The following is a 23,264-nucleotide window of genomic DNA, read 5'->3' on the forward strand; positions in this document are numbered from 1 at the left end:
AATAGTACAAAGGAGAGGGAAATGGCAGAGATTACGGTTGGCCAACTGGCACAACAAACAAATAAAGAAGTAAGCACATTACTAAAGCAACTTAAGTCTTTTGGTATAGAAAAAAGTAGCGAAAAAGATACTTTAACTCCGGAAGAAATGAAAACTCTTTTAGATAAGATTAATAGTGCTAAAAATACTGTTACTAGAAAAAAAGTAACTTCTCTTAAACTTGATGGTAAGCATAAGATAAATGTTTCGGTCAAGAAAAAAAGACGAGTTGCAAAAAAAGTAGAAGAACAATCCCCAGCTAAAGTAGAAGAGTCTATAGTTGAAAAGCCACAAGCAGCAGTTGATGTTAAAGATAATAAAGCTGTTGAAAGTGTAGAGAGAGATTCTGTCAATCTTGTACAACCTCAGCAAGAAAAGCCTGTTATTAAACCAGTTATAAAAGATAATGGTTTTAAGATAACTGCTATGCCTGAAGTCAAAATTCAAGAGAATAATTCTCAGGATGAAGAAAAGTCATCTGAAGATAAATCTACAGAATCTAAAAGTAATAAGAAAAAGTCTCCGAAGAAAGTCTTCACTGAAAGTGGTAACAACACTAATACTAAATATAAAAGAGAAGAAGAAGAGAAGAAGTCCAAAGCTAAAAAGGCTAGTGGTAAAGGCTTCAAAAAAGCTAATCCAAGACAATTGTCACAACTTGCAGGTGATTTGGAATCATTTGATGAGTTTGGTAGTAAGAAAGGTAAGTTAAAAGCACCTAAGGTTAAAAAACAAGAGTTTACAATGCCTGTCGAAAGTGCTGTTAAAACAATTGAAATACGTGAAGGTATTACAGTTAGTGATTTGGCTAATAGAATGGCAGTCAAAGGCGCTGAGATTGTTAAAGTATTATTTAATATGGGTGTAATGGCTACAATTAACCAATCATTAGATCAAGACACAGCGGTTTTGATTGTTGAGGAAATGGGGCATAAATATACATTACATAATGAAAATGCTCTTGAAGAAGCTGTGACTACTGTTGATAGAAGTTTACATAAGAAAATATCTCGTGCGCCTGTTGTAACTATTATGGGTCATGTAGATCATGGTAAGACTTCCCTATTAGACTATATACGTAAAGCAAGGGTTGTAGCAGGAGAAGCTGGTGGTATAACACAGCATATCGGTGCATACTCTGTTAAAACAAGTAAAGGAGCTATTACTTTTCTAGATACTCCTGGTCATGAAGCTTTCACATCAATGCGTGCTCGTGGTGCTAAAAGTACAGATATCGTAATCCTTGTGGTTGCAGCAGATGACGGGGTTATGCCTCAGACTGAGGAAGCTATTCAGCATGCTAAAGCAGCAGGTGTTCCAATCGTTGTGGCTGTCAACAAAATTGATAAGCCAGATGCTGATCCTGATAAGGTTGTCGGTGAGTTAGCTCAACGTAACGTTATTCCAGAATCTTGGGGTGGGGATGTTATGTTTGCTAATGTTTCTGCTAAAACTGGTGAAGGCGTTGCAGAGTTATTAGATGCTGTGTTATTACAATCTGAAGTTCTAGAGCTAGAAGCATTTGCTGAAGGTTTAGCTGAGGGGGTTGTTATTGAATCTCGTCTAGAAAAAGGACGTGGTCCAGTTGCAACAGTACTAGTTCAGAATGGTAGTCTTAAACAGGGTGATAATATCTTGTGTGGTACTGAGTATGGTAGAGTCCGAGCAATGCATGATGATCTAGGTAAACAGATTAAAGTAGCAGGGCCAGCAACTCCAGTTGAAATACTAGGTTTATCAGGTGTTCCTGCAGCTGGTGATGATATGGTTGTTATTGAGAATGAGAAAAAAGCTAAAGAGTTAGCAGCTCAAAGATCTCAAAGACAAAAAGAAGCTAAGATAGCACAAGAACAGTCTCTTAAACTTTCTAATATGTTTAGCAATATGGGTAAAGAAGGTGAGCAACAAACTCTTAAAATTATTCTTAAGGGTGATGTACAAGGTTCAGTTGAAGCAATTAGAGAGTCATTACTTAAGCTTTCCACTGATGAGGTGAAGGTTGATATAATTGCAAGTGGTATCGGAGCTATTACTTCTTCTGATGTAACCTTAGCGGTTGCTTCGACAGCAGTAATTATTGGCTTTAATGTTAGGGCAGATAGTGCAGCTAAGAAACTTGCGGAAGTTGATGGTGTGGAGCTTCGCTACTATAATATTATTTACGATCTAATAGATGATGTTAAAAAAGCAATGACTGGTCTATTATCTCCGGATATGAAAGAGCAAATTATCGGTATAGCTGAAGTTAGGGAAGTCTACAGATCTTCTAAGTTTGGTTCGATCGCAGGCTGTATGGTTGTTGAAGGAGCTGTAAAGCGTACAAATCCTATTCGTGTATTACGTGATAACGTTGTGATATATGAAGGTACACTTGAGTCCTTAAAGAGATTTAAAGATGACGCAAGTGAAGTCAAAAAAGGTATGGAGTGTGGCATAGGTGTCAAAAACTATAATGATGTGCGTGAAGGTGACCAAATAGAAGTGTTTGAAGTTATTGAAGTTGCTAAGGAGCTATAATTATGGCAGCAGAAGGTAGAGTGCAACGAGTAGCAAGTGAGCTTCAAAAGGTGATATCTTTGCTACTACGTACAAAAATAAAAGATAGTAAGCTTGCTACTGCAACTATTACTGAGGTTGAGCTTTCTAAAGATCTATCTTATGCAAAAGTATATTACACATGCTTAGATATTCAAGAAGCTCAATATATCTCTAAAGCCTTTGAAAAATCAAAGGGTTTTTTTAGATCATCTATAGCTAAATCATTGAATCTTAGAATAGTTCCAAATCTTAAGTTTATTTATGATAAATCTCTTGATTATGGGATGGAAATGGAAGGAAAAATCCAGCAGGCTCTAGAAGCTGATTCTAAAATAATCAAGCAAGATGATAATTCGTTACAAGAAAACTATAAAGATAGTGATAAAGAAACTAAAGTTGAAAAATTAAGGTAGGTAGCTTATGAGCAAACTTACTATTATTCGTGGTTTTAATGATATTCTTCCTCAAGAGAGCTGTAAGTGGCAGTTTTTAGAGTCAAAAATAAAATCAATTCTAGATAAGTATAATTATGATGAAGTAAGGCTACCGGTCTTAGAAAAGAGTGAACTATTTCATAGAAGCGTAGGAGAAACATCGGATATAGTTTCTAAAGAAACTTATGATTTTGTAGATAGAAGTGGAGAAAGTTTAACGCTCAGACCTGAAGGAACGGCTGGCTGTGTGCGTATGGTAATCGAAAATAGTTTGGCTAATAGAGGACAAACACAAAAGCTTTGGTATTCTGGTCCTATGTTTCGCTATGAGAGACCTCAAAAAGGTAGGTATAGACAATTTTATCAACTTGGTGTTGAAGCTTATGGTTATGATAATATTGCAATAGACCTAGAAATTCTTACTATTAGCTGGAACTTATTTAGAGAACTAGGTATTTCTGAATGTGTAAAATTAGAGTTAAATAGTCTCGGATCAAGTTCTAACAGACAAGAATACACGAAGGCATTGTTAGAGTATCTAAAACCATATCATGCTCAGCTTGATGAGGATTCAATCAGAAGATTAGACAAAAATCCTCTGAGAATACTTGACTCTAAGAATGAGCAAACTCAGCAGGTATTGGTTAATGCTCCTAAACTCATTGATTTTATTGATGAAGATTCATTGGCGAGATTTGAGCAGACATGTGAGTATCTTGATAACTTAGGAGTTAACTATCAGGTTAATCAAAAGTTGGTTAGAGGTTTGGATTATTATAGTGGACTAGTTTTTGAGTGGGTCACAGATCGGTTAGGAGCTCAAGCAGCAGTATGTGCTGGCGGTCGTTATGACAATTTAATAGAAAGCTTAGGTGGGCAAAAAACGGGAGCTATTGGTTTTGCTATTGGCTTAGAGCGTCTATTACTTTTGCTTGAGAGTGAGGGTAAGCTTCCAATTGAAGATGATAAAAGTGATGTTTTTTTCATATTAGATAATAATCAGCTACATAGATCGTTACTATTAGTTGAAAATGTTCGTCAAGAATTACCGGCATTAAAAATAGATATGGATTTGAAATTTGGTAGCTTTAAATCACAGTTCAAAAAGGCAGATAAATCAGATGCTAAAATAGCTGTAATAATTGGTCAAGATGAGTTATTGCAACAGACTGTTGGTGTAAAATATTTACAACAAGATAAGCAACAAGAACAAATTCCTTTGAATAAATTAATAAATTTTCTAGAAAAAATAGCTATATGAAGTTACATAATATAAAAGGTTATGCTTGGATAGTTGTAGGTCTGAGCTCATTTTTACTGATTGATAAATATATAATGAATGTGTCTCCTAGTCTGATAGCAAATGAATTGATGACTAGTTTTTCGATAAACGCTACTGAAATGAGCGCTATGGTGTCATTATTTTTATGGTCAGTAGTGTTTTGTCAGTTTTTTGTAGCTGGGCCAATTATAGATAAGCTAGGATTTAGAAAGGTCAGTTTTTTTTCACTAATTCTTTCTGCAATAGGATTGATACTGTTTGTTCTTTCCGCAGACATTCATAGCTTTGCGCTCGGTTGTATTTCTCGATTAATGATTGGAATCGGTGCTTCATTTGCCACGGTTGGTTATATTAAAGCTGCTGCAGTTTGGTTTGATCCACGTAAATTTGCTTTTGTTTGTAGTTTTTTAATGACTGCTGCAATGTTGGGGGCTTTGCTTGGACAAGTTCCACTTGTATATCTTATTGAAATTACAGGATCATGGCATAGAGCATTAATTGGCTATGCTTGTTTTAGTATTGTAATGGCCTTATTATATTTGGCTTTAGTAAGAGATTATAATCCCAAAGCATCATTTGCAAATGATTCAAAAGGAAATACTGGAACTCTTGCAGGTATAAAAAAGGTACTTATGAACAAGAATAATTGGTATCTTACTTTATATACAGGACTAACCTTTACAACGATAGATGTTTTTGGAGGTATTTGGGGTAATAATTATTTCAGAGAATTGTATGCTATTCCAGCAAAAGAAGCTTCGTTTATTGTATCAATGATGTTTCTTGGACTTGCCATAGGCTCACCAGTAATAGGTAAGTTATCTGAAAAATTTGATAATAGAGTTAAAATTATGATAATTTTTCATATAATTGCTACAATCTGTTTGGCTTTGGTTTTGCAATTTAAGCTTACTCCTGGAATTTCAGGAGCTTTATTGTTTGTATTTGGTTTTTGTTTAGGAGTATACATGCTTGCTTTTGCGATAGGTAATCGTATAAATCCAATAGTTGTGGCTGCTACTGTAGCTGCGCTTATTAATACTGGTGAACCATTGCTTGGGGCGTTATTTGATCCTTTGATAGGGCATTTGCTTGATCTGACATGGACTGGTCAATATATAGATGTTCATAATCAAATTACGAATATAGCTGCGGATGGAGCTCATAGATATTTCCACATAAGTGCTTATCATAATGCTTTCTTGATTTTAGTGTTTAGTATGATTGTATCTTTTTTTCTACTTGTTTTAGTTAAAGATAAAGAAGTTGAATAATGAATTTAGATGATATTTATCTCCAAAAGGTTCGCGAGCTTGATTTAAAGGTTGATTCTTTGCAGCTTGAAGCTATCAGAAGCTTGCAAGAAATAATAGATCAGATATTAATAAATAAGAAAACAAAATTTGGTTTTCTTAAAAGATCGCTATATCCATCTGTAAAGGGATTGTATATGTGGGGTGGTGTTGGTAGAGGGAAGACTTTTATTATGGATATTTTCTATAATAATCTACCGATAGAACAGAAAAGAAGACAGCATTTTTCACACTTTATGAAAGGTATTCATTCTGAACTAAGAAAGTATCAAGGTTATAAGAATCCTATATCAAAAGTGGCTTATGATATGGCAAAAGGTATGCGAGTTATTTGTTTTGATGAGTTTTTTGTCGAAGATATAGCTGATGCTATGATTTTGGGAAATGTTTTTACAGAATTGTTTAAGCTTGGTGTGACACTGGTTGCAACTTCAAATATTGAGCCAGAAAATTTGTATAAGAGAGGCTTGCAGAGAGAGTTGTTTTTACCAGCTATTGATGTTTTGATTAAAAACGTAAATGTTTTAAATTTAGATTCTGGGGTTGATTATAGATTTCGTTTGCCAAATGAGTATTTAAATTATATCTATCCATATAACGAGCAGAACCGTAAAAATTTTTTTGATAAATTTTTCCTTAGAAATCATCACTTTGATAAAGATATTAATATAGAAGTTTTGGGCAGAGAGATTTTTGCTATGCTTGTAAGCCATAAAGATATATGTTTCGATTTTAGAGTCATTTGTGGTGATGGGCGTAGTTCTTATGACTATATTGATATTTGTAGTAAGTATGAACAAATTTTTATATATAATCTGACAGGATTTGATCAATATAATGAAGATATGGCAAGAAGGTTTATTGCTTTGATTGATGAGTTTTATGATCAAAATAAGAAAGTTGTAATTTTGGCTAATAATGATTTTACAGAGTTGTATGAAGGTGAGCGCTTGAAATTTGAATTTCAGCGAACAATAAGCCGACTTAATGATATGCAGAATTCTAGTTTTGGTGTTTTAAATGAATAAAGTTCAATTGATTGAAGTTACTGATGATGTTATAGAGCAAAGAATCGATAACTTTTTGATAAGTAAGTTTTCACGACTACCAAAATCATTAATTTACCGTTGGATTCGTAAAGGTGAACTACGAGTTAATAAAAAAAGGGTTAAGCAAACGACTCGCGTAAGTGCGGGAGATATTGTTAGAGTGCCACCATTTAGTCTAGAAGAAAATTTAGAGATAGCAAAAGTATCGAAATCTCATTTGGACTTTTTGGAACAACGAATTTTATACGAGACGGATGATTATATCGTTGTTGATAAACCATCAGGTATGGCCGTCCATGGTGGTTCCGGAGTTAATTCAGGTCTGGTGGAGCGTTTAAGACAACTACGTCCTAAGGTAAGGCGTTTAGATTTGGTACATAGACTTGATAAAGAAACATCAGGCTGTGTGCTACTAGCCAAAAAGCATAGCTCATTAGTATATTTCTTTGATATTTTTAAAGAGCGTAAAGTAAATAAGATTTATTATGCTTTAGTTCACGGTCATTGGGATGAAAAGGTAGATGCGATTGACTTACCATTAAGTCGTACAGAAACTAAAGATGGCCAACGAATAGTTAAAGTTGACAAGCGAGAAGGTAAAAGAGCTCTTACAAGAATATTGGCAGTGCAAAAAATAGGTGATTACAGCTTACTAGAAATCAAGTTAGAAACCGGTAGAACACATCAGATTAGAGTTCATACAAGAGCAATGGGGCATCCGATTGTTGCTGATAAGAAATATGGTTATATGATTGATGATGAAAAACTACTTGCTAAAGGAGTTGATAAATTATTACTTCATGCTGGTAAATTAGAGTTTTATGATGAGAAGCAGCAGAAGCTGATATCTATTGAAGCAAAATTAGATTCAAGGTTTGATGAGTTTGTTAAAACAGAATAGTTTTGTTTTAATCTTTACTGTCTTTTATCATTAATAACACTATTAGTGATGCTACCAAGCTTATTACAAGGGTCGTAAATGCAAAATGGTAAGAACTTAAATCAAAATATTTAATATCGTTAGGACTTGTGTGTTGTGAAACAATTTCTCCGGCTTTATTTAAGTATTTCCCAGTCCACGACCAATCTAAGAAATAGCCGATTAAAGGATCAAATATCGCTCCTAATATAGGCTCTCCGGTATTAATAAACGCCGCTACTGTTGCAGTTATGACTATTGGATTTATACGATTTCCTATGGCAAATGAGAGCATGTATATTCCAAGACATAATCCAAAAATAAAAAGTAGAATTGCTGAGAGTGTTGCACTTGTTTTAGTAAGTAAAACAAAGCTTAAAGCAATAGAGCCTATTATGTGAAAGAAAATCATTACTCCTTTTCGACTATCAAGGATTTCTGATAGTTTTCCTATGATTGGTGAGCCTATTGCCATGCCAATAAATATCATTGATATAATACTGGCAGCTTCTTCACGTGATAGGTGATAGGCTTCTCTAAAGTAAGCATTACCCCAGAATCCAGCAAAGGCATCTACTGCTGTAAAACTTAAGCCAACATAGAAAGTCAAAAGCCAGTTGTTTTTATTTTTGATGACTTCTTTAAGTGCTTCTAGAGTTTTTAGCTGATTGCTTGGTGAGCTAGCTTCCGGTTGTTTTGGATTGAAGTCGCGTACAACTATATAATAAAGTACACCAATCAATAAGCTAGCTACCGCAAACAAGAGCATAGCCATTTTCCAATCACCACATAAAGTTATCAAATATGCTAATGGAGCTTGTGCACAGAGTGCTCCTATCATAGCAGCAGTTGCTAAAAAACTAGCAGCAAAAGCAAATTTACGAGGCTCAAACCAAACTGAAACAGCCTTAAGATAAGAGATGGTAGCGAAAGAGACGCCCATGCCTGTAATAATTCTAGCTATATAAGCCATACTCAAACTACCGAGATTACAGGCAACAACAAATAGAATAACTCCCATCGCAGAAATAGTTATGGATATAGGACTAATTAGTCTAAAACCAAATTTATCTATAATAGGTCCAGCAAGAAATAGCTGACAAATAATTATTGACCAGAAAAATGCCGAGCCTAAAGCTCCTGTTTGGGTAGCATTAGTGTGGAAGCTAGACATCATATCATCGGTAATCAGGCTAGGGAATACTTGCATAATATACTTATCAAAAAGCAAGAAAGAACTGAGAATAATAATTATCCATGCATATCCGCGAATGTTGTGAATTTTTTGTTCCATACGGCGTTTGTTTTGTTATAGCTTAAGAGTATAATTTTAAGTTTCTGAAATATATAAATCAAGCCTAAAGCTTTTCTTTGTTTAATATAAGCATTTTTGATATTATAGGCTCAACAAATTTACTTATATTAATGTTAGATATGTTGGCAAATATTAGAATTGATGAAAAGAAGTTTATATTGATGCAATTTCTTTTAGGCTTTGTGGGTTATGTTATTGTGCTCATGGTCTATGGATATACTTATGCTAATTCATTTGCACTTGGTGCATTAACAATGTTTTTAGCTAATTTTGTATTTTTTTTTAGATTATTTGTCGAAAAACAGTTTAGTCCAGGGGTTGAGATAGTTATTTTTTATTTGAGCGAACTCCTGAAATTAAGCATTGTTGCATTGATTACAATACTGCTGGCAGTTTATGTCAAACCAAAATTATTTTCTTACATTTTCGGATTACTTTTGTTACAATTAGTCGTGTGTTTTGTGCCTATTTTGTTTAAAAGGGTAAGATAGGTGTATTTTAGGGTTGTAAATACTAATTTATTTAAATTATTGGTGGAATAAGTAATGGCAAATACAGAGGCGGGTTCTCAAGTAGCTACAGAATACGTTCAGCATCACTTACATCATTGGCAAATAAGCCTAGGTGAGGGTTCTTTCTGGCAGCTAAATGTAGATTCACTGTTGGTCAGTGGGGTTTTAGGTATAGTATTTATCTTGGCTATGTTTATGGCTGCAAGACGAGCTAATGCAGGCGTTCCTGGCAAGTTTCAAAATATGATCGAAGCAGTGTGGGAGTGGATGGATGGTATGGTTGCAGAAAATTACCATCATAAAAGAGACTTTGTTACACCGCTAGCTTTGACAATCTTTGTTTGGGTTGTGCTTATGAATTTGATGGATTTACTCCCTGTAGATCTTTTTGGCTGGATAATTAGTTTCTTTACTAATAGTCATGAAGTGTATTTTAGAGTTGTGCCTACAGCAGATCCAAATGTTACTTTTGCGATGTCTATTGCAGTGTTTTTCTTGGTGATTTTTTATAATCTCAAGGCTAAGGGTTTTGGTTTGCTGAAAGAAATTTTAAGCTCTCCTTTTGGGATATGGTTATTCCCTTTAAATATATTCTTTAGGCTTGTAGATGAGATAGTTAAACCGGTTTCATTGTCGCTACGTTTGTTTGGTAATATTTTTGCAGGAGAGCTTATATTTATTCTGATAGCATTATTGCCATGGTGGTTCCAGTGGACACTTGGTGGTATATGGGCAATATTCCACATACTTATAGTTTTAATACAAGCTTTTGTATTTATGATGCTAACTGTAGTTTATCTAAATATGGCTCAGGAAGCTCACTAAGTTTTAAATCAACCTAAATAAAAATAAATAAAACAGGAGAAATAAAAAATGGATATGTCTTTACAAGTTTTGGGTAACTTAAATGGTTTAACAGCAATAGCAGTTGCTTTACTGATATCACTACCTGCTTTAGGTACGGCTATAGGCTTTGGTGTGTTGGGCGGCAAGTACTTAGAAGGTGTTGCTCGTCAGCCAGAATTAGGCGGTATGTTATTAGGTCGTATGTTTATCGTGGCTGCTTTCGTAGATGCGTTTGCTGCTATTTCAATTGCTATTGGTTTCTTAGTATTGTACGCGAATCCTCTAGCTATTCCAGGTCTAGCGGATGCTGCTCAGAAAGTTATTGGTGCATAATAAAGTAATATAAAATCATAATTTTATTATCTAAAGGATAAGTAGATGGATATTAATATAACTCTAATTGGGCAGATGATAACATTTGCAATCTTTGTTGGATTTACAATGAAGTTTGTATGGCCTCCACTGCGCAAAGCTTTAGACGAGCGTAGAGAAAAGATTGCTGAAGGTTTGGCGTCTGCTGATAGGGCATCTCGAGAGTTAGAAGTTGCAAAAAGACAGTCTGCAGAAATCTTGCGTGAAGCTAAGGCAAAAGCTACTGAGATAGTTGAGAATGCTTATGTTAGGGCCCATAAGGTTGATGAGCAAGCAAAAGAAGAGGCTATCGCTGCGGCTGATAAGATTAAGAGTATGGCTATGGCTGAGATTGAGCAAGAAAAAGTGAAAGCAAAAGAAGAGCTTAAGCATGAAGTTGTTAGTTTGGCGATGGCAGCAGCTAGTAAGATAATATCAGCAAATGTTGATGAGCAGTCTAGCAAGAAAATTTTGAAAGACTTTGTAGAGAAAGTATAAATTTGGATGAGAAGGTAGGTAAATGACAAATCTAAGTGTGATTGCTAAACCGTATGCCAAAGCTGCATTTGAGTTTGCAAATGAATATAATCTACTTCAAGAATGGTCTAAGCAACTAAAATCGTTTGCCGAGTTGGTTCAAGATGACGCTATCGCTGCTATTGTTTCTAGTCCTGAAATCTCTCAAACAGAGATTATAAATACAGTAAAAGATCAGCTTGATGAGAAGTTTTTCAACTTTGTTGCACTAGTAGCGGAAAATAAAAAGTTATCTATACTGCCTGAAATTTCATTCCAGTTTGAAAATATAAGAAACGTTCATAATAATATAAAAGTGGCAGATGTTACATTAGCTTATGCTATTGATAAAAACACATTGGCTAATTTGAAGACTAAGTTAGAAGAAAAATTCAGTTGTTCAATAGATATGAATGTGATTATTGATCCTGTTATACTAGGTGGAGCGGTAATTAAGGTTGGTGATACAGTAATAGATGATTCTGTATCTGGTCGTATAGAGACATTAAAAAGTATTTTGTTATCATAAATTATAGGAAGTGAGCTTATGCAATTAAGTCCATCAGAAATAAGTGGTTTAATAAAGAAAAGAATTGAAAAGTTCGATAATTCAGTTGAACTTAAATCAGAGGGTACTATCGTTAGCGTTGCTGATGGTATTGTTACTATATATGGTTTAGATGATGTAACTGCTGGTGAGATGATCAAGTTGCCAGGAGATGTATATGGTCTAGCGTTAAACTTAAATACTGACTCTGTTGGAGCAGTTGTTTTAGGTGATTACGAGCATATTAAAGAAGGCGATAAAGCATATTGTACAGGCAGGATTTTAGAAGTTCCTGTCGGCGAAGCTTTACTAGGTAGAGTTGTTGATGCTTTAGGTAATCCAATTGATGGAAGGGGTGAGATCGAAACAGCTCATTCTTCACCAATAGAAAAGATAGCTCCAGGTGTGATTTGGAGAAAATCAGTAGATCAAGCTTTACAAACTGGGATTAAGTCAATTGATTCGATGGTTCCAATTGGTAGAGGTCAAAGAGAGTTAATTATTGGTGATAGACAAATTGGTAAGACAGCCATAGCTATTGATGCAATTATTAATCAAAAAGGTACAGGTGTTAAATGTATCTATGTTGCTATTGGTCAAAAAGCATCATCAATTGCTAATATTGTAAGACAACTTGAAGAGCACGGCGCTATGGAGCATACAATTATTGTTGCAGCTACAGCTTCTGATTCTGCTGCTTTGCAATATATAGCACCTTATGCTGGTTGTTCTATGGGTGAATATTTTAGAGATCGTGGCGAAGATGCACTAATTGTGTACGATGACTTAACTAAACAAGCATGGGCATATAGACAGATTTCTTTATTATTAAGAAGACCTCCGGGGCGTGAAGCCTATCCTGGTGATGTATTCTATCTTCACTCAAGACTTCTTGAAAGAGCTGCAAGAGTAAATGAAGAGTATGTAGAGAGATTTACTAATGGCGAAGTCAAAGGTAAGACAGGTTCTTTGACTGCTCTGCCTATTATTGAGACACAGGCTGGCGATATTTCTGCATTTGTACCAACAAACGTAATTTCAATTACTGATGGTCAGATATTTTTAGAGACAGATTTATTTAACTCGGGTCTAAGACCAGCTATTAACCCTGGTAACTCAGTATCACGTGTTGGTGGAGCTGCGCAGACTAAGATTATCAAGAAACTAGGTGGTGGTATCCGTTTGGCACTAGCGCAGTTTAGAGAGTTAGAAGCATTTTCACAGTTTGCATCGGATTTAGATGAAGCTACTAGGTCACAGCTAAATAGAGGTCAAAGAGTTACAGAACTTCTAAAACAAAAGCAGTTCTCGACATTGTCAATTGCTTTGATGGCATTATCATTGTATGCAGCGGATAATGGCTATCTAGATAGCTTAGAAGTTTCGGAAGTTATTCCTTTTGAATCAGCATTACATGCGCTTGCAGAAAATAAATATGCAGAAGTTGTTGCTGAGATTAATGAAACTGGCAAGTATGATGCTGAGATTGCAGAGAAGTTAAAAACAATTGTTGAAGATTGTAAAGCAAATCAAGCTTGGTAATAGGAGTATAGACTATGTCTAATGCTAGAGAGATACGTTCTAAAGTACAGAGTGTTAAGAACACCCAAAAAATCACTGGTGCTATGGAATTAGTTGCAGCTAGTAAGATGAGGGGTGCGATAGTTAAAATGAATAATGTACGCCCTTATGTTGAAAGTGCAAATACTATTATCAAAAACGTTACAATGGCAAGTATTGATTATCCAAATCCATATCTTTTTGATAGAGAAGTTAAAAGGGTTGGGTATATAGTCACATCCACAGATAGGGGCCTTTGTGGAGGTCTTAATATCAACTTATTTAAGCATGTTCTTAAAGATATCAAAAAGAATCTTGATGATAGAGTTGAGGTAGATGTCTGCGCAATTGGCTCTAAAGCGGCAACATTTTTTGCAAAACTTAAAGATGTTAACGTAGTTGCTACAGCACATTACAATGATAAAGATAATGAAGGTAGTATTAGAGCTATTCGTGGTGCACTTAAAGTTATGTTAGATAGGTTTACAAATGGTGAGATTGATAGACTTTATATGAGTAGCAATCAATTTGTTAGTACAATCAAACAAAAACCAAAATTGCAAACATTGTTGCCTATCCAAGACATTTTTTCAAAAGAAGAGCTTAAAACTAACAAAGAGCAGGCTTCTAAGGGTCATTGGGACTATATTTATGAAAGAGATATTGAAGAAGTTTTAAATGCTTTATGTATTAGATATATTGAAGCTCAGGTAAGAGGGGCAATATTAGAGAATGCAGCATGTGAGCAAGCTGCTCGTATGATGGCGATGAAAAATGCAACTGATAATGCAAGTGATATAATCGATCAGTTGAAACTAGATTACAACAAAGTCAGACAAGCTATGATTACACAAGAGCTTGCAGAAATTTGTTCAGGTGCGGCAGCAGTTTAGGAGAAATAAATGAGTACAGGTAAAATTATTCAGGTAATTGGTGCTGTTATTGATGTAGAGTTTTCTAGAGATAACACTCCAAAAGTATATGATGCATTAAATGTAAAAGAAGCAAATTTAGTATTAGAAGTACAGCAACAAATCGGTGATGGTGTTGTAAGAACTATTGCTATGGGCTCTAGTGATGGTCTAAGACGAGGAATGGTTGTTGAGAATACTAACGCACCAATTTCCGTACCAGTAGGGCATGGTACTTTGGGTCGTATTATGAATGTACTAGGTGAACCTATTGATGAGGCGGGACCTATTCAGTATACAGAAACTAGGTCTATTCATCAGGCACCTCCTGCATATGATGAGTTAGCATTAAGTACAGAAATATTAGAGACAGGTATCAAAGTAGTTGATCTTATTTGTCCATTTGCGAAAGGTGGTAAAGTAGGTCTATTTGGTGGTGCTGGTGTTGGTAAGACTGTAACAATGATGGAGCTTATTAACAACATTGCAAAAGAACACAGTGGATACTCAGTATTTGCAGGTGTTGGTGAAAGAACTCGTGAAGGAAATGATTTCTATTATGAGATGAAAGATTCAAATGTACTAGATAAAGTAGCTCTAGTATATGGCCAAATGAATGAGCCACCAGGAAACAGATTAAGAGTAGCACTTAGTGGTTTAACGATAGCAGAAGGCTTCCGTGATGAGAAGCGTGATGTATTGATGTTTATTGATAATATTTATCGTTATACATTGGCCGGTACAGAAGTTTCAGCATTATTAGGTCGTATGCCATCAGCAGTAGGTTATCAGCCAACACTAGCTGCAGAGATGGGTGCCTTACAAGAGCGTATTACATCTACTAAAACTGGTTCTATTACTTCAGTTCAGGCTGTTTATGTACCAGCAGATGATTTGACAGATCCATCACCAGCGACTACATTCTCTCACTTAGATGCAACGATTGTGTTATCTCGTCAAATTGCCGAGTTGGGTATTTATCCTGCGGTTGATCCATTAGATTCTACATCTAGACAGTTAGATCCACTAGTTGTTGGGCATGATCACTATGAGACAGCTCGTGCTGTTCAGAAGGTGCTCCAAAGATATAAAGAGTTGAAAGATATTATTGCTATTCTTGGTATGGATGAGCTCTCTGATGAAGATAAAAGAACAGTTGATAGAGCTCGTAAGATTCAAAGATTCTTATCTCAGCCATTTCATGTTGCAGAAGTGTTTACTGGCAATCCTGGTAAGTTTGTATCACTTAAAGACACTGTAGCTAGCTTCAAAGCAATAGTTAATGGTGAGTATGATCATTTACCAGAGCAAGCTTTTTACATGGTTGGTTCGATACAAGAAGCAATCGAGAAGGCAAAAACTCTATAATTGGGTGTAGATATGACAAAAAAATACCTAAAAGTTGATGTGGTTAGTCCCCTAGGTTCAGTTTTTAAAGGCGAGGCTGATATTGTAAGTCTACGTGGATCTGCTGGAGAGATGGGTATAGCATATGGACATACAGAGCTTCTATCCACTCTACCAGCTGGTGTGGTCAATGTTAGAAAAGATGAACATACTGATGTTCTATACGTCTCAGGTGGTATTGTAGAAGTTACTCCTACTCGTGTTACAATTATGGTAGATGATATGGAGAGAGCAGAAAACTTAAATCAAGCAGAGGCTGAAAAAGCTAGAGCTAGAGCTCAGGAAGCTCTTAAGAATCCAGATGCTTCAAAACTTGACATAGAAGCTGCGAGCAAAAGACTTAGTGAGGCTGATGCTCGTCTTAAAGCTCTTAATTCTTCTAAAGGCTTGTATTACTCAAAAGAAGACTAGCAACTCTATTAATTTTCAAAAAGTTTAAATTCGATTTACATTTGCTTATAAATTTATTGTATTGATTTATGAAAAAATGACTATTTCTAACATATTTATATAGAATTATTTATAATTATAATACTAGTATTTATATTGTTTAATAATGAAAAAAGTTTTTACTTTAATTGTACTTTGTTTGTCGATAATACCTACATATATAATCGCCCAATCATCCAACGATGTCGAAGTTCAAAAAAGCAGCTCTGTAGAGCATCTGCTTCCTAAGAGAATTATAGCTGGATTCTTAGATGTTAGAACTCCTAGTTCAACATCTAGAGTTGATATTGAGCAGGCAAAGAATGATGGATATAATGTTATTGTTATAGCTTATGGTGAGGTTTATAATACAGATATTGGACTTTATACTTCTAGCCCTATATCTATACAAACTATCATTGATAAAGTAAGACAAGCTAAAAAAAATGGTATGAAAGTCTTGCTAGCTGTTGGAGGCATTCCAAATACATTTCATCCTGGACTAAATAAGACAGATGTATCACCAAAAGTTTTTGGCAAAGATATGTCAGATGCACAGATCTATTCCTTAGCAAATAATATAGTCAATTTTTTGCATAAAAATAGTATTGATGGAATTGTTTATAGTTTTAGGAAATTCACATCAGCGGATTTTATTAATCAACTTTCTTTGGATATCAAAAAAATTGATCCAAATATTGTCATAGTTGCAGAGCCTCAGATAAATGATTATAAATTAGTAACAACGGGTAAGAGTAATGACTATGATAAAGTAATTCAAAATGGGTATATAGATTATTTATTTATCCAAGAGTATGATACATACCCAGAATATGAGCCTGGTTTTATAGCAGATAGTTATTCAAAAATTGTCAATGATTTGAATATTCCTGTTCATACTAAGATTTTAATTGGTGAACCAACAAATGCAATTTCAGGAGGTACAAATACAGTATATCATCCTGAGGGCAATGCAACTTTATCATTAACAACTGAACAGGCAGTAGAGCTTATGTTACCTCAGTTTGAGAAACTTAAGTTTAAACCGAGATTTGCGGGAGTAACAGGTTGGTCTTTAAATACCGATTATGCCGCTGACTTATATGGGGATTCATCTCATAGTTCCGGTTCCTTTGCTAAAAATCTTAGAGCATGTATTTATGATAATGTATGTGTTCAAATTGATAATAGAATAAAAGGCCCTGTAATTGCGGGATTTTTGCCTTTATGGGGAAAGAGTAGCTCTTATAATATTTCAGGTAGGCAGATAAATACGATTCCAGTTGATATATCAATGCCAGAAAATAAAGAATATTGTGATAAAAATCCTGATGTATGCAAATACAATGTAATAATAGCAGCATATGCTAGGTATACCAATAGTAAAGGATTTGAGTTGTCATTTAATGATGAGAATGGTAGCTCGAATAAGTTATATGACCTTGATGAGCTTAAAGAATTTATTGGATATATGAAGTCAAAAGGAAAACATGTTTTAATTTCTTTTGGAGGAAAGTCATCGCACATCGATTGGCAAGCTGTAAACTTTGATAGTTTAATTCATATTGTAAAAGATTTTGGTTTCAATGGTATAAATTTTGATTTGCCAAAAACAGCAGTGCCAAAGGATGAGAAACAGGCTCAAACTGCTGCTCTAAAAATAAATCGACTGATAAGGTCACTTAGAAATAATGATAAAGACTTTTGGTTAACCTTTTCTCCTGAATGGGATTATATTGTAGCCCCTTTAGCTAAGAATAATAAGGACAATATGTACGTTAGTCATGGCTATGTTGAGTTATTAGATAATATTGGTATGAGTAAGATAAATTATATTTTTCTTAATACTTTTTCTGAAAGACCAGCTGATGCAATTTTAGGTTTATATAAGGATCAAAAGGGCGAATTTATGAAAATATCTCCTTTAGATGGCTATGATAAATTTTTGGCTTCGCTTGCATGGGCTCTGACAACACCTCAAGGATTTGAAGCAAATCATCCGAAGTATGAAGTTGATAGGCCTATTAAAATTCCAGCTAATAAACTTGTATTTATTGTTCCAGCGACTAAGGGCGCGGTTCATGGAGGAGATACTTATGTTTTATCAAGTTCGGAGATAAAGCAAATACTTTCATTAATGAAAGAAAATAAAGCATCCTTTGCTGGATTTGCTCTTTGGAGTATGGATTTTGATGCTACAAATATTAAGTCGGGAGATTTAAGTGATGGTTATCAGCATTTACCTTGGAGCTCTACTAACAATATAGCAAATATCGAACTACCTCCAGTAGCTTCAATTGTGAATGATAGTGATAGATACCTGAAAAAAGTAAATGATTCTCATAAACCGCAAAAATATATTATGGATACAGGAATTGTTAGATATCCGTATCAGATAGGCACTTATGGATCAGACACTGTTGTAAGTTTTGCAGGCAAGATGTATAAATGTAAGTCTATGCTAGAGGTCAAGCTGTGTAATGATGAAGCATATATTCCCAATGGCTTATACGGGGATCTTGCATGGGAAGAGATTAAGCCACAAAGCACAAAAAAATATTCTGAAAGTAAGAAATTTAAATTGAAAGAAGGTGAGGTAGCTACTTATCCAAAAGGAATAGGGAGCTATAAGGTGGGCCAAATTGTGCTTGCTGATGGAAGAGAGTTCGAGTGTCAGAAAGAAGAGTATTGTAATAAATCTTCTTATAGCCCTATTAAAGAAAAAGGTTTTGTGGCATGGAGTAATATTACAAATGATATTTCTCACTTTGTGAACAAAGAGCAAGATGTTAAACCTAGTGGCGCTGATTATATCTACCCTTATGGTATAGAGGATTATAAAGGGGGCACGGTTGTGGCTGTTAATAAGGACTTGTATAGATGTAATATCGGCCCTGAGTCAAGCTTGTGTACCATGAGTGCATATAAGCCAACGGGTAAATATGGTACAGATGCTTGGACAAAAATGAATAATAAATAATTTTCAGTGAGTAGTTTTTATTTGACCGAGTCTATAAGTTCCTTAAGTTCACCCGACTCATTCATCTCCATTATTATATCGCAACCGCCTATTAGTTCACCTTTTACCCATAGTTGAGGGAAAGTAGGCCAATCAGCATATTTAGGTAAAATAGCACGAATATCCGGATTTTCTAGAATATTAACGAACGCAAAGGGCTTTCCACATGCTCTAATTGCAGAAGCTGCATGGGCTGAGAACCCACACTGAGGCAAATTTGGAGAGCCTTTCATGTATAGGATAATATCATTTTCCTTTAGTTGCTTTTCTATTCTATCAACAACTTTTTGTTCTTCTTGTGTATACATATTTATTTCCTTTTTATTTGATTAAACAACTAAGTTTAGAAATTTTATCTAAAAAATGATAGCATATTATACTAAACGGGTATAGTACCGAGATGCTATAATAATTAATTCAACTAGTTCAGGGAGAATAATGAGATGAAATTTGAATTACCAAAACTACCTTATGCATTTGATGCATTGGAGCCTACTATTTCAAAAGAAACGATTGAGTATCATTATGGTAAGCACCATCAAGCTTATGTAACTAATCTAAACAATCTGATTGAAGGTACAGAGCATGCTGGTAAAAATTTAGAAGAAATAATAAAAACTTCTTCAGGCGGTATATTTAATAATGCTGCTCAAGTGTATAATCACACATTTTATTGGAATTGCCTGTCACCAGTTAAAACTGAACCATCAAGCGAGTTAAAAGCAGCGATTATTGAAACTTTTGGTTCAATAGATAACTTTAAGGATCAATTCTCGAAAGCGGCTGTAGCTACATTTGGATCTGGTTGGGCTTGGCTGGTAAAAAATACCGAAGGCAAACTTGAGATTGTTACTACTAGTAATGCAGGCTGTCCTTTGACGGATAACAAAAAACCTTTACTTACATTTGATGTTTGGGAGCATGCTTATTATATTGATTATCGTAATGCAAGACCTAAATATGTTGAGTCTTTATGGGATATAGTAAATTGGAAATTTGTTTCTGAGCAGTTTAAGAAATAGGGTTGTATCAAGTGAATAAAAATAAAATACCACTATATTCTTTTATTGTTGGAGTATTGTCTATAGTATTTGTTTTAGTGGTGATTATACTATTTCCAAGTCTTCAAATAACTGCTGTTACAAAAAATATTGTACTAGCAGTTCTTTTGTTTCCGTGGATAATTTTTATTATTTCTCTATTATTTGTTAGAAAAAAATAAATAAATCTTTGAGTATTTATTGGATATTTGCCATTAGTTTAATTCTTTGTCTAAAAATGTAGATGATAGTAGATATAAGTATTCCTATTATAAAGCTTGCTATGAAAAGTCCTTCCCATTTATAGTGGCTTTGTACATATCCCGCAAATGGTCCTACAAGGACTCTTCCTAGTGAATCAATTGAACTAAGGACAGCAAATTGCGTTGCGGAAAATTTTATATTTACAAGACTCATAATCATCGCTACAAGTATTGCTGTACCCATTGCTCCACAAAAATACTCAACAGCAACAGAGCTTACCATTAGATAGTAGTTTTTACCAACAATTGCTAGTAACACATACATTAGATTTGCTGATGCCATAATAATACTAAAGAAGAGAAAACTTTTGTAAATACCTATTTTTCTTGCGATTAGTCCACCTACGATAAGACCTATTAAAGTTGCTGCTAATGAAAAAGCTTTGTACGAAACTGCTATTGTGGTTTTATCAAATCCTAAGTCGGCAAAAAAGACTGTATTAAGTGAAAATGCGATCGCATCTGCAAGTTTATATCCAATTATTATCAATAATATTATAATTGCAGTTTTGATTCCCTGTCGTTTAAAAAACTCAATAAAAGGCTGTGTGAAGGCTTCTTTAAAACTTTTTGGAGTTTTGGCCGATGAAGGTTCTTTTAGAAATAAACAATATAATGGGCAGATTATGAAAAATGCAAGAATTGTTATTAGTGCTAGGCTCCAACTGTTAGATATAAGTTTTTGAGTAGAAACTATATCAATATTAGTAAATAAGACATTGCTACCATAGTATTCAGTAAGTTTAGGTGTACATATCTCTATAGGTTCAGCACCGCCACTATAATAATCAGCAAATATTAGTACTAACGAGCCTGTTACAAGCATTGCAATACGATAGCCCATAACCGCTATAGCATTACCAAGAGCCTTCTCTCTCTCATTAAGAACCTCAGTCTGATATGCATTTATGGCGATGTCTTGTGTTGCAGATGTAAAGCATATTAAAAAGCCGATAAAAGCGATCATAAATGGTTGAGCTGCGGGAGATAATTGACTCATAAGAGCTATTAGAACAATTAGGCTTATCTGTGTTGTAAGTATCCAACCTTTGCGTCTACCAATCCCTAAAATATTAATTTTATCAAGGAATGGAGCCCATAGGTATTTAAATGTATATGGTATTGCTATAAGTGTTAAAAAACTTATATTTTGAATATTGATACCACTATCTTTATACCAAAGCAGTAATGATGATGCTGTAAGCATCAGAGGTAATCCAGAGGCATAACCTAAAATTAGCATAGTAAACATTTTAGGCTGTTTAAATGGTGCAACCAATTTGTCACTAAATGTTAGAGAGTTATTCATTATCTATAGAATAGAAATTTTTTGATAAAAGAATCGTAGTTTAATTAAAGAAAAAAGTAAATAAAATAAGAAAGCAGTTTTGATTAAATTATAGATCTCTACTTGTTGCACCAGTATATAATTGTCTCGGACGACCAATTTTTTGTGCTGGATCATTCACCATTTCGATCCATTGAGATATCCAACCAGAAGTTCTAGCAAGAGCGAATATTGCTGTGAACATACTCTCTGGAATACCCATAGCTTTTAATATGATTCCAGAGTAAAAATCTACGTTAGGGAAAAGCTTTCTCTCAATGAAGTAGCTGTCCTGAAGAGCAATTTCTTCTAGTTTCTTTGCGATTGCAAGAAGAGGATTGTCACTATGACCAAGCTTAGCAAGAATTTCTTCACAATTTTTCTTCATTGCAGTTGCTCTTGGATCAGTGTTTTTATAAACTCTATGACCGAATCCCATTAGTCTAAATGGATCATCTTTATCTTTCGCTTTCTCTATAAACTTATCGATATTATCAACACTACCAATTTTTGATAGCATTTTTAATACAGCTTCGTTAGCGCCACCATGAGCAGGACCCCAAAGTGCTGTAATACCTGCTATGATAGCTGCATAAGGAGAGTTACCTGTTGAGCCAGAAAGTCTAACTGTAGATGTTGAGGCATTTTGCTCGTGATCAGCATGAAGCATGAAAATAGTATCCATAGCTTTAACGTGTAGCTCATCAGGCTTAAAGCTTTCGTCCTCTGCAAACATCATGTATATAAAGTTTTCAGCATAACCATACTCTTTTTTAGGTTCTAGGAATTTTTTACCTTGGTTATGTCTGTAAGCCATAGCTGCAATAGTTGCAATCTTAGCAACTATATTTTTAGCAACTTCATCTTGTGCTTCAGTTTGACCCTTGTGAATATGTTCAGCAGCCAAAACATTGACACCGGCAATTAATCCAGACATTGGATGAGTGTGTTGTGGCATAGCAGAAATAGCTGCTTTAACATGCTCACATACTGGCATCTTAGCTATAATCTCTTCTCTAAAATCTTTGATCTGAGAATCTGTTCCTAATTCACCATAAATCAAAGCATAGCAAAGATTTCTGTAATTTGATTTCTGCGTCCATTGTTCGATTGGATAGCCTCTATGTAAAAGAATACCTTTGCCACCGTCGATATACGTGATTTTAGATTCACATGCAGCTGTCGACATAAAGCCAGGGTCATAAGTAAAGACACCATGCTTTACTAGAGATGATACATCTATGCAGTCATTACCTAGACTAGGAGAGTAGACTGGTAATTCTATTTCAATATTTTTATCTGCATACTTAAGAGTTGCATATTTACTCATTAATAGGCCTCCAAGTGAGTTGATCAAAAAATACAATGCAAAAGGTTTGCAATAAAAAGATACCTTTTCTAAAAAAAACATATTTATTTAGGTATCATTACAGGGGAATAATAAGCTAAAGATTTCTGTTTTGCAAATAAAAAAGTCATAAGATATCAATGATGTGAATATTGTTTATTTTGCTTAATAGTTTGTTGCATTTAATTATCTAGTAAAATAGAATCAAAAATTTGTTTAAGTATTTGAATTTGTTTTACTAAAAATATATTATTTAAGAGTTGTTGTATAACATTGGTTTACATCCGATTTACTGATAT

22 protein-coding genes are annotated in these 23,264 nt (G+C 34.5%); 18 read left to right on the forward strand and 4 right to left on the reverse strand.

Features of this window, described 5'->3' with window-relative positions; translation table 11 throughout:
• Nucleotides 1–21: 21 nt before the first annotated feature.
• From infB to FTPG_RS03125, 6 genes are read left to right on the forward strand one after another with little or no spacing between them, the layout of a single operon-like run.
• The gene (gene infB, locus FTPG_RS03100; protein WP_004286970.1) at nucleotides 22–2,556 is read left to right on the forward strand and encodes a translation initiation factor IF-2; all 2,535 of its coding nucleotides are present in this window, start codon (nucleotides 22–24) and stop codon (nucleotides 2,554–2,556) included.
• Nucleotides 2,557–2,558: 2 nt separating this feature from the next.
• Entirely contained in the window at nucleotides 2,559–2,990 is a 432-nt protein-coding gene (rbfA, locus tag FTPG_RS03105) for a 30S ribosome-binding factor RbfA (RefSeq protein ID WP_004286971.1), read from the forward strand.
• A 7-nt stretch (nucleotides 2,991–2,997) separates the two neighbouring features.
• Complete coding sequence (gene hisS, locus FTPG_RS03110) at nucleotides 2,998–4,272, forward strand: histidine--tRNA ligase (RefSeq protein ID WP_004286972.1); 1,275 nt, start codon at nucleotides 2,998–3,000, stop codon at nucleotides 4,270–4,272.
• Complete coding sequence (locus FTPG_RS03115) at nucleotides 4,269–5,567, forward strand: MFS transporter (RefSeq protein WP_004286973.1); 1,299 nt, start codon at nucleotides 4,269–4,271, stop codon at nucleotides 5,565–5,567. The genes hisS and FTPG_RS03115 overlap by 4 nt, the downstream gene beginning before the upstream one ends.
• Nucleotides 5,567–6,634: a cell division protein ZapE gene (gene zapE, locus FTPG_RS03120; protein ID WP_004286974.1), complete on the forward strand. Its 1,068-nt coding sequence runs from the start codon at nucleotides 5,567–5,569 to the stop codon at nucleotides 6,632–6,634. The genes FTPG_RS03115 and zapE overlap by 1 nt, the downstream gene beginning before the upstream one ends.
• Nucleotides 6,627–7,556 carry an RluA family pseudouridine synthase gene (locus tag FTPG_RS03125; protein ID WP_004286975.1) on the forward strand — a complete coding sequence of 310 codons (930 nt, stop codon included), beginning with the start codon at nucleotides 6,627–6,629 and terminating at the stop codon, nucleotides 7,554–7,556. The genes zapE and FTPG_RS03125 overlap by 8 nt, the downstream gene beginning before the upstream one ends.
• A 7-nt stretch (nucleotides 7,557–7,563) precedes the next feature.
• Here FTPG_RS03125 and FTPG_RS03130 read toward each other — a convergent pair whose 3' ends face one another.
• Nucleotides 7,564–8,868 carry an MFS transporter gene (locus tag FTPG_RS03130; protein WP_004286976.1) on the reverse strand — a complete coding sequence of 435 codons (1,305 nt, stop codon included), beginning with the start codon at nucleotides 8,866–8,868 and terminating at the stop codon, nucleotides 7,564–7,566.
• Between the two features lie 140 nt (nucleotides 8,869–9,008).
• Here FTPG_RS03130 and FTPG_RS03135 point away from each other — a divergent pair, with 140 nt between their 5' ends.
• The 10 genes from FTPG_RS03135 to FTPG_RS03180 all read left to right on the forward strand — a co-directional run bounded on the left by FTPG_RS03135 (nucleotide 9,009) and on the right by FTPG_RS03180 (nucleotide 18,948).
• On the forward strand, nucleotides 9,009–9,380 hold the full coding sequence (locus FTPG_RS03135; RefSeq protein ID WP_080542600.1) for an ATP synthase subunit I: 372 nt from the start codon (nucleotides 9,009–9,011) through the stop codon (nucleotides 9,378–9,380).
• A gap of 54 nt (nucleotides 9,381–9,434) precedes the next feature.
• Nucleotides 9,435–10,226 (forward strand): F0F1 ATP synthase subunit A, encoded by a 792-nt coding sequence (gene atpB / locus FTPG_RS03140; protein WP_004286978.1) that lies wholly within the window; start codon nucleotides 9,435–9,437, stop codon nucleotides 10,224–10,226.
• Nucleotides 10,227–10,274: 48 nt separating this feature from the next.
• Complete coding sequence (locus FTPG_RS03145; RefSeq protein ID WP_004286979.1) at nucleotides 10,275–10,580, forward strand: F0F1 ATP synthase subunit B; 306 nt, start codon at nucleotides 10,275–10,277, stop codon at nucleotides 10,578–10,580.
• Nucleotides 10,581–10,625: 45 nt separating this feature from the next.
• Entirely contained in the window at nucleotides 10,626–11,096 is a 471-nt protein-coding gene (locus FTPG_RS03150; RefSeq protein ID WP_004286980.1) for a F0F1 ATP synthase subunit B, read from the forward strand.
• Between the two features lie 22 nt (nucleotides 11,097–11,118).
• Nucleotides 11,119–11,643, forward strand: a complete 525-nt coding sequence (locus FTPG_RS03155) for a F0F1 ATP synthase subunit delta (protein WP_004286981.1) — start codon at nucleotides 11,119–11,121, stop codon at nucleotides 11,641–11,643.
• Between the two features lie 18 nt (nucleotides 11,644–11,661).
• Nucleotides 11,662–13,203, forward strand: a complete 1,542-nt coding sequence (atpA, locus tag FTPG_RS03160; RefSeq protein ID WP_004286982.1) for a F0F1 ATP synthase subunit alpha — start codon at nucleotides 11,662–11,664, stop codon at nucleotides 13,201–13,203.
• A 14-nt stretch (nucleotides 13,204–13,217) separates the two neighbouring features.
• Nucleotides 13,218–14,114: a F0F1 ATP synthase subunit gamma gene (locus FTPG_RS03165; RefSeq protein ID WP_004286983.1), complete on the forward strand. Its 897-nt coding sequence runs from the start codon at nucleotides 13,218–13,220 to the stop codon at nucleotides 14,112–14,114.
• A 9-nt stretch (nucleotides 14,115–14,123) separates the two neighbouring features.
• Entirely contained in the window at nucleotides 14,124–15,500 is a 1,377-nt protein-coding gene (gene atpD / locus FTPG_RS03170) for a F0F1 ATP synthase subunit beta (RefSeq protein ID WP_004286984.1), read from the forward strand.
• 12 nt (nucleotides 15,501–15,512) lie between these two features.
• Nucleotides 15,513–15,950, forward strand: coding sequence for a F0F1 ATP synthase subunit epsilon (locus FTPG_RS03175; protein WP_004286985.1), 438 nt, complete (start codon nucleotides 15,513–15,515; stop codon nucleotides 15,948–15,950).
• Nucleotides 15,951–16,095: 145 nt separating this feature from the next.
• A complete protein-coding gene (locus FTPG_RS03180; RefSeq protein ID WP_004286986.1) occupies nucleotides 16,096–18,948 on the forward strand; it encodes a glycoside hydrolase family 18 protein in 2,853 nt (950 codons plus the stop codon).
• A 17-nt stretch (nucleotides 18,949–18,965) separates the two neighbouring features.
• On the opposite strand, the gene grxD is transcribed toward FTPG_RS03180, so the two are convergent.
• Nucleotides 18,966–19,295 (reverse strand): Grx4 family monothiol glutaredoxin, encoded by a 330-nt coding sequence (gene grxD / locus FTPG_RS03185; RefSeq protein ID WP_004286987.1) that lies wholly within the window; start codon nucleotides 19,293–19,295, stop codon nucleotides 18,966–18,968.
• 135 nt (nucleotides 19,296–19,430) lie between these two features.
• Here grxD and FTPG_RS03190 point away from each other — a divergent pair, with 135 nt between their 5' ends.
• Both FTPG_RS03190 and FTPG_RS03195 read left to right on the forward strand, forming a co-directional pair.
• Nucleotides 19,431–20,009, forward strand: coding sequence for a superoxide dismutase (locus FTPG_RS03190; protein ID WP_004286988.1), 579 nt, complete (start codon nucleotides 19,431–19,433; stop codon nucleotides 20,007–20,009).
• An 11-nt stretch (nucleotides 20,010–20,020) separates the two neighbouring features.
• The gene (locus FTPG_RS03195) at nucleotides 20,021–20,209 is read left to right on the forward strand and encodes a hypothetical protein (RefSeq protein ID WP_004286989.1); all 189 of its coding nucleotides are present in this window, start codon (nucleotides 20,021–20,023) and stop codon (nucleotides 20,207–20,209) included.
• Nucleotides 20,210–20,225: 16 nt separating this feature from the next.
• Here FTPG_RS03195 and FTPG_RS03200 read toward each other — a convergent pair whose 3' ends face one another.
• Complete coding sequence (locus tag FTPG_RS03200) at nucleotides 20,226–21,599, reverse strand: AmpG family muropeptide MFS transporter (RefSeq protein ID WP_035722248.1); 1,374 nt, start codon at nucleotides 21,597–21,599, stop codon at nucleotides 20,226–20,228.
• Nucleotides 21,600–21,687: 88 nt separating this feature from the next.
• Entirely contained in the window at nucleotides 21,688–22,947 is a 1,260-nt protein-coding gene (locus FTPG_RS03205) for a citrate synthase (RefSeq protein WP_004286991.1), read from the reverse strand.
• Nucleotides 22,948–23,264: the final 317 nt, after the last annotated feature.

The organism is Francisella philomiragia subsp. philomiragia ATCC 25015, from assembly GCF_000156715.1.
Lineage (GTDB): Bacteria > Pseudomonadota > Gammaproteobacteria > Francisellales > Francisellaceae > Francisella > Francisella philomiragia.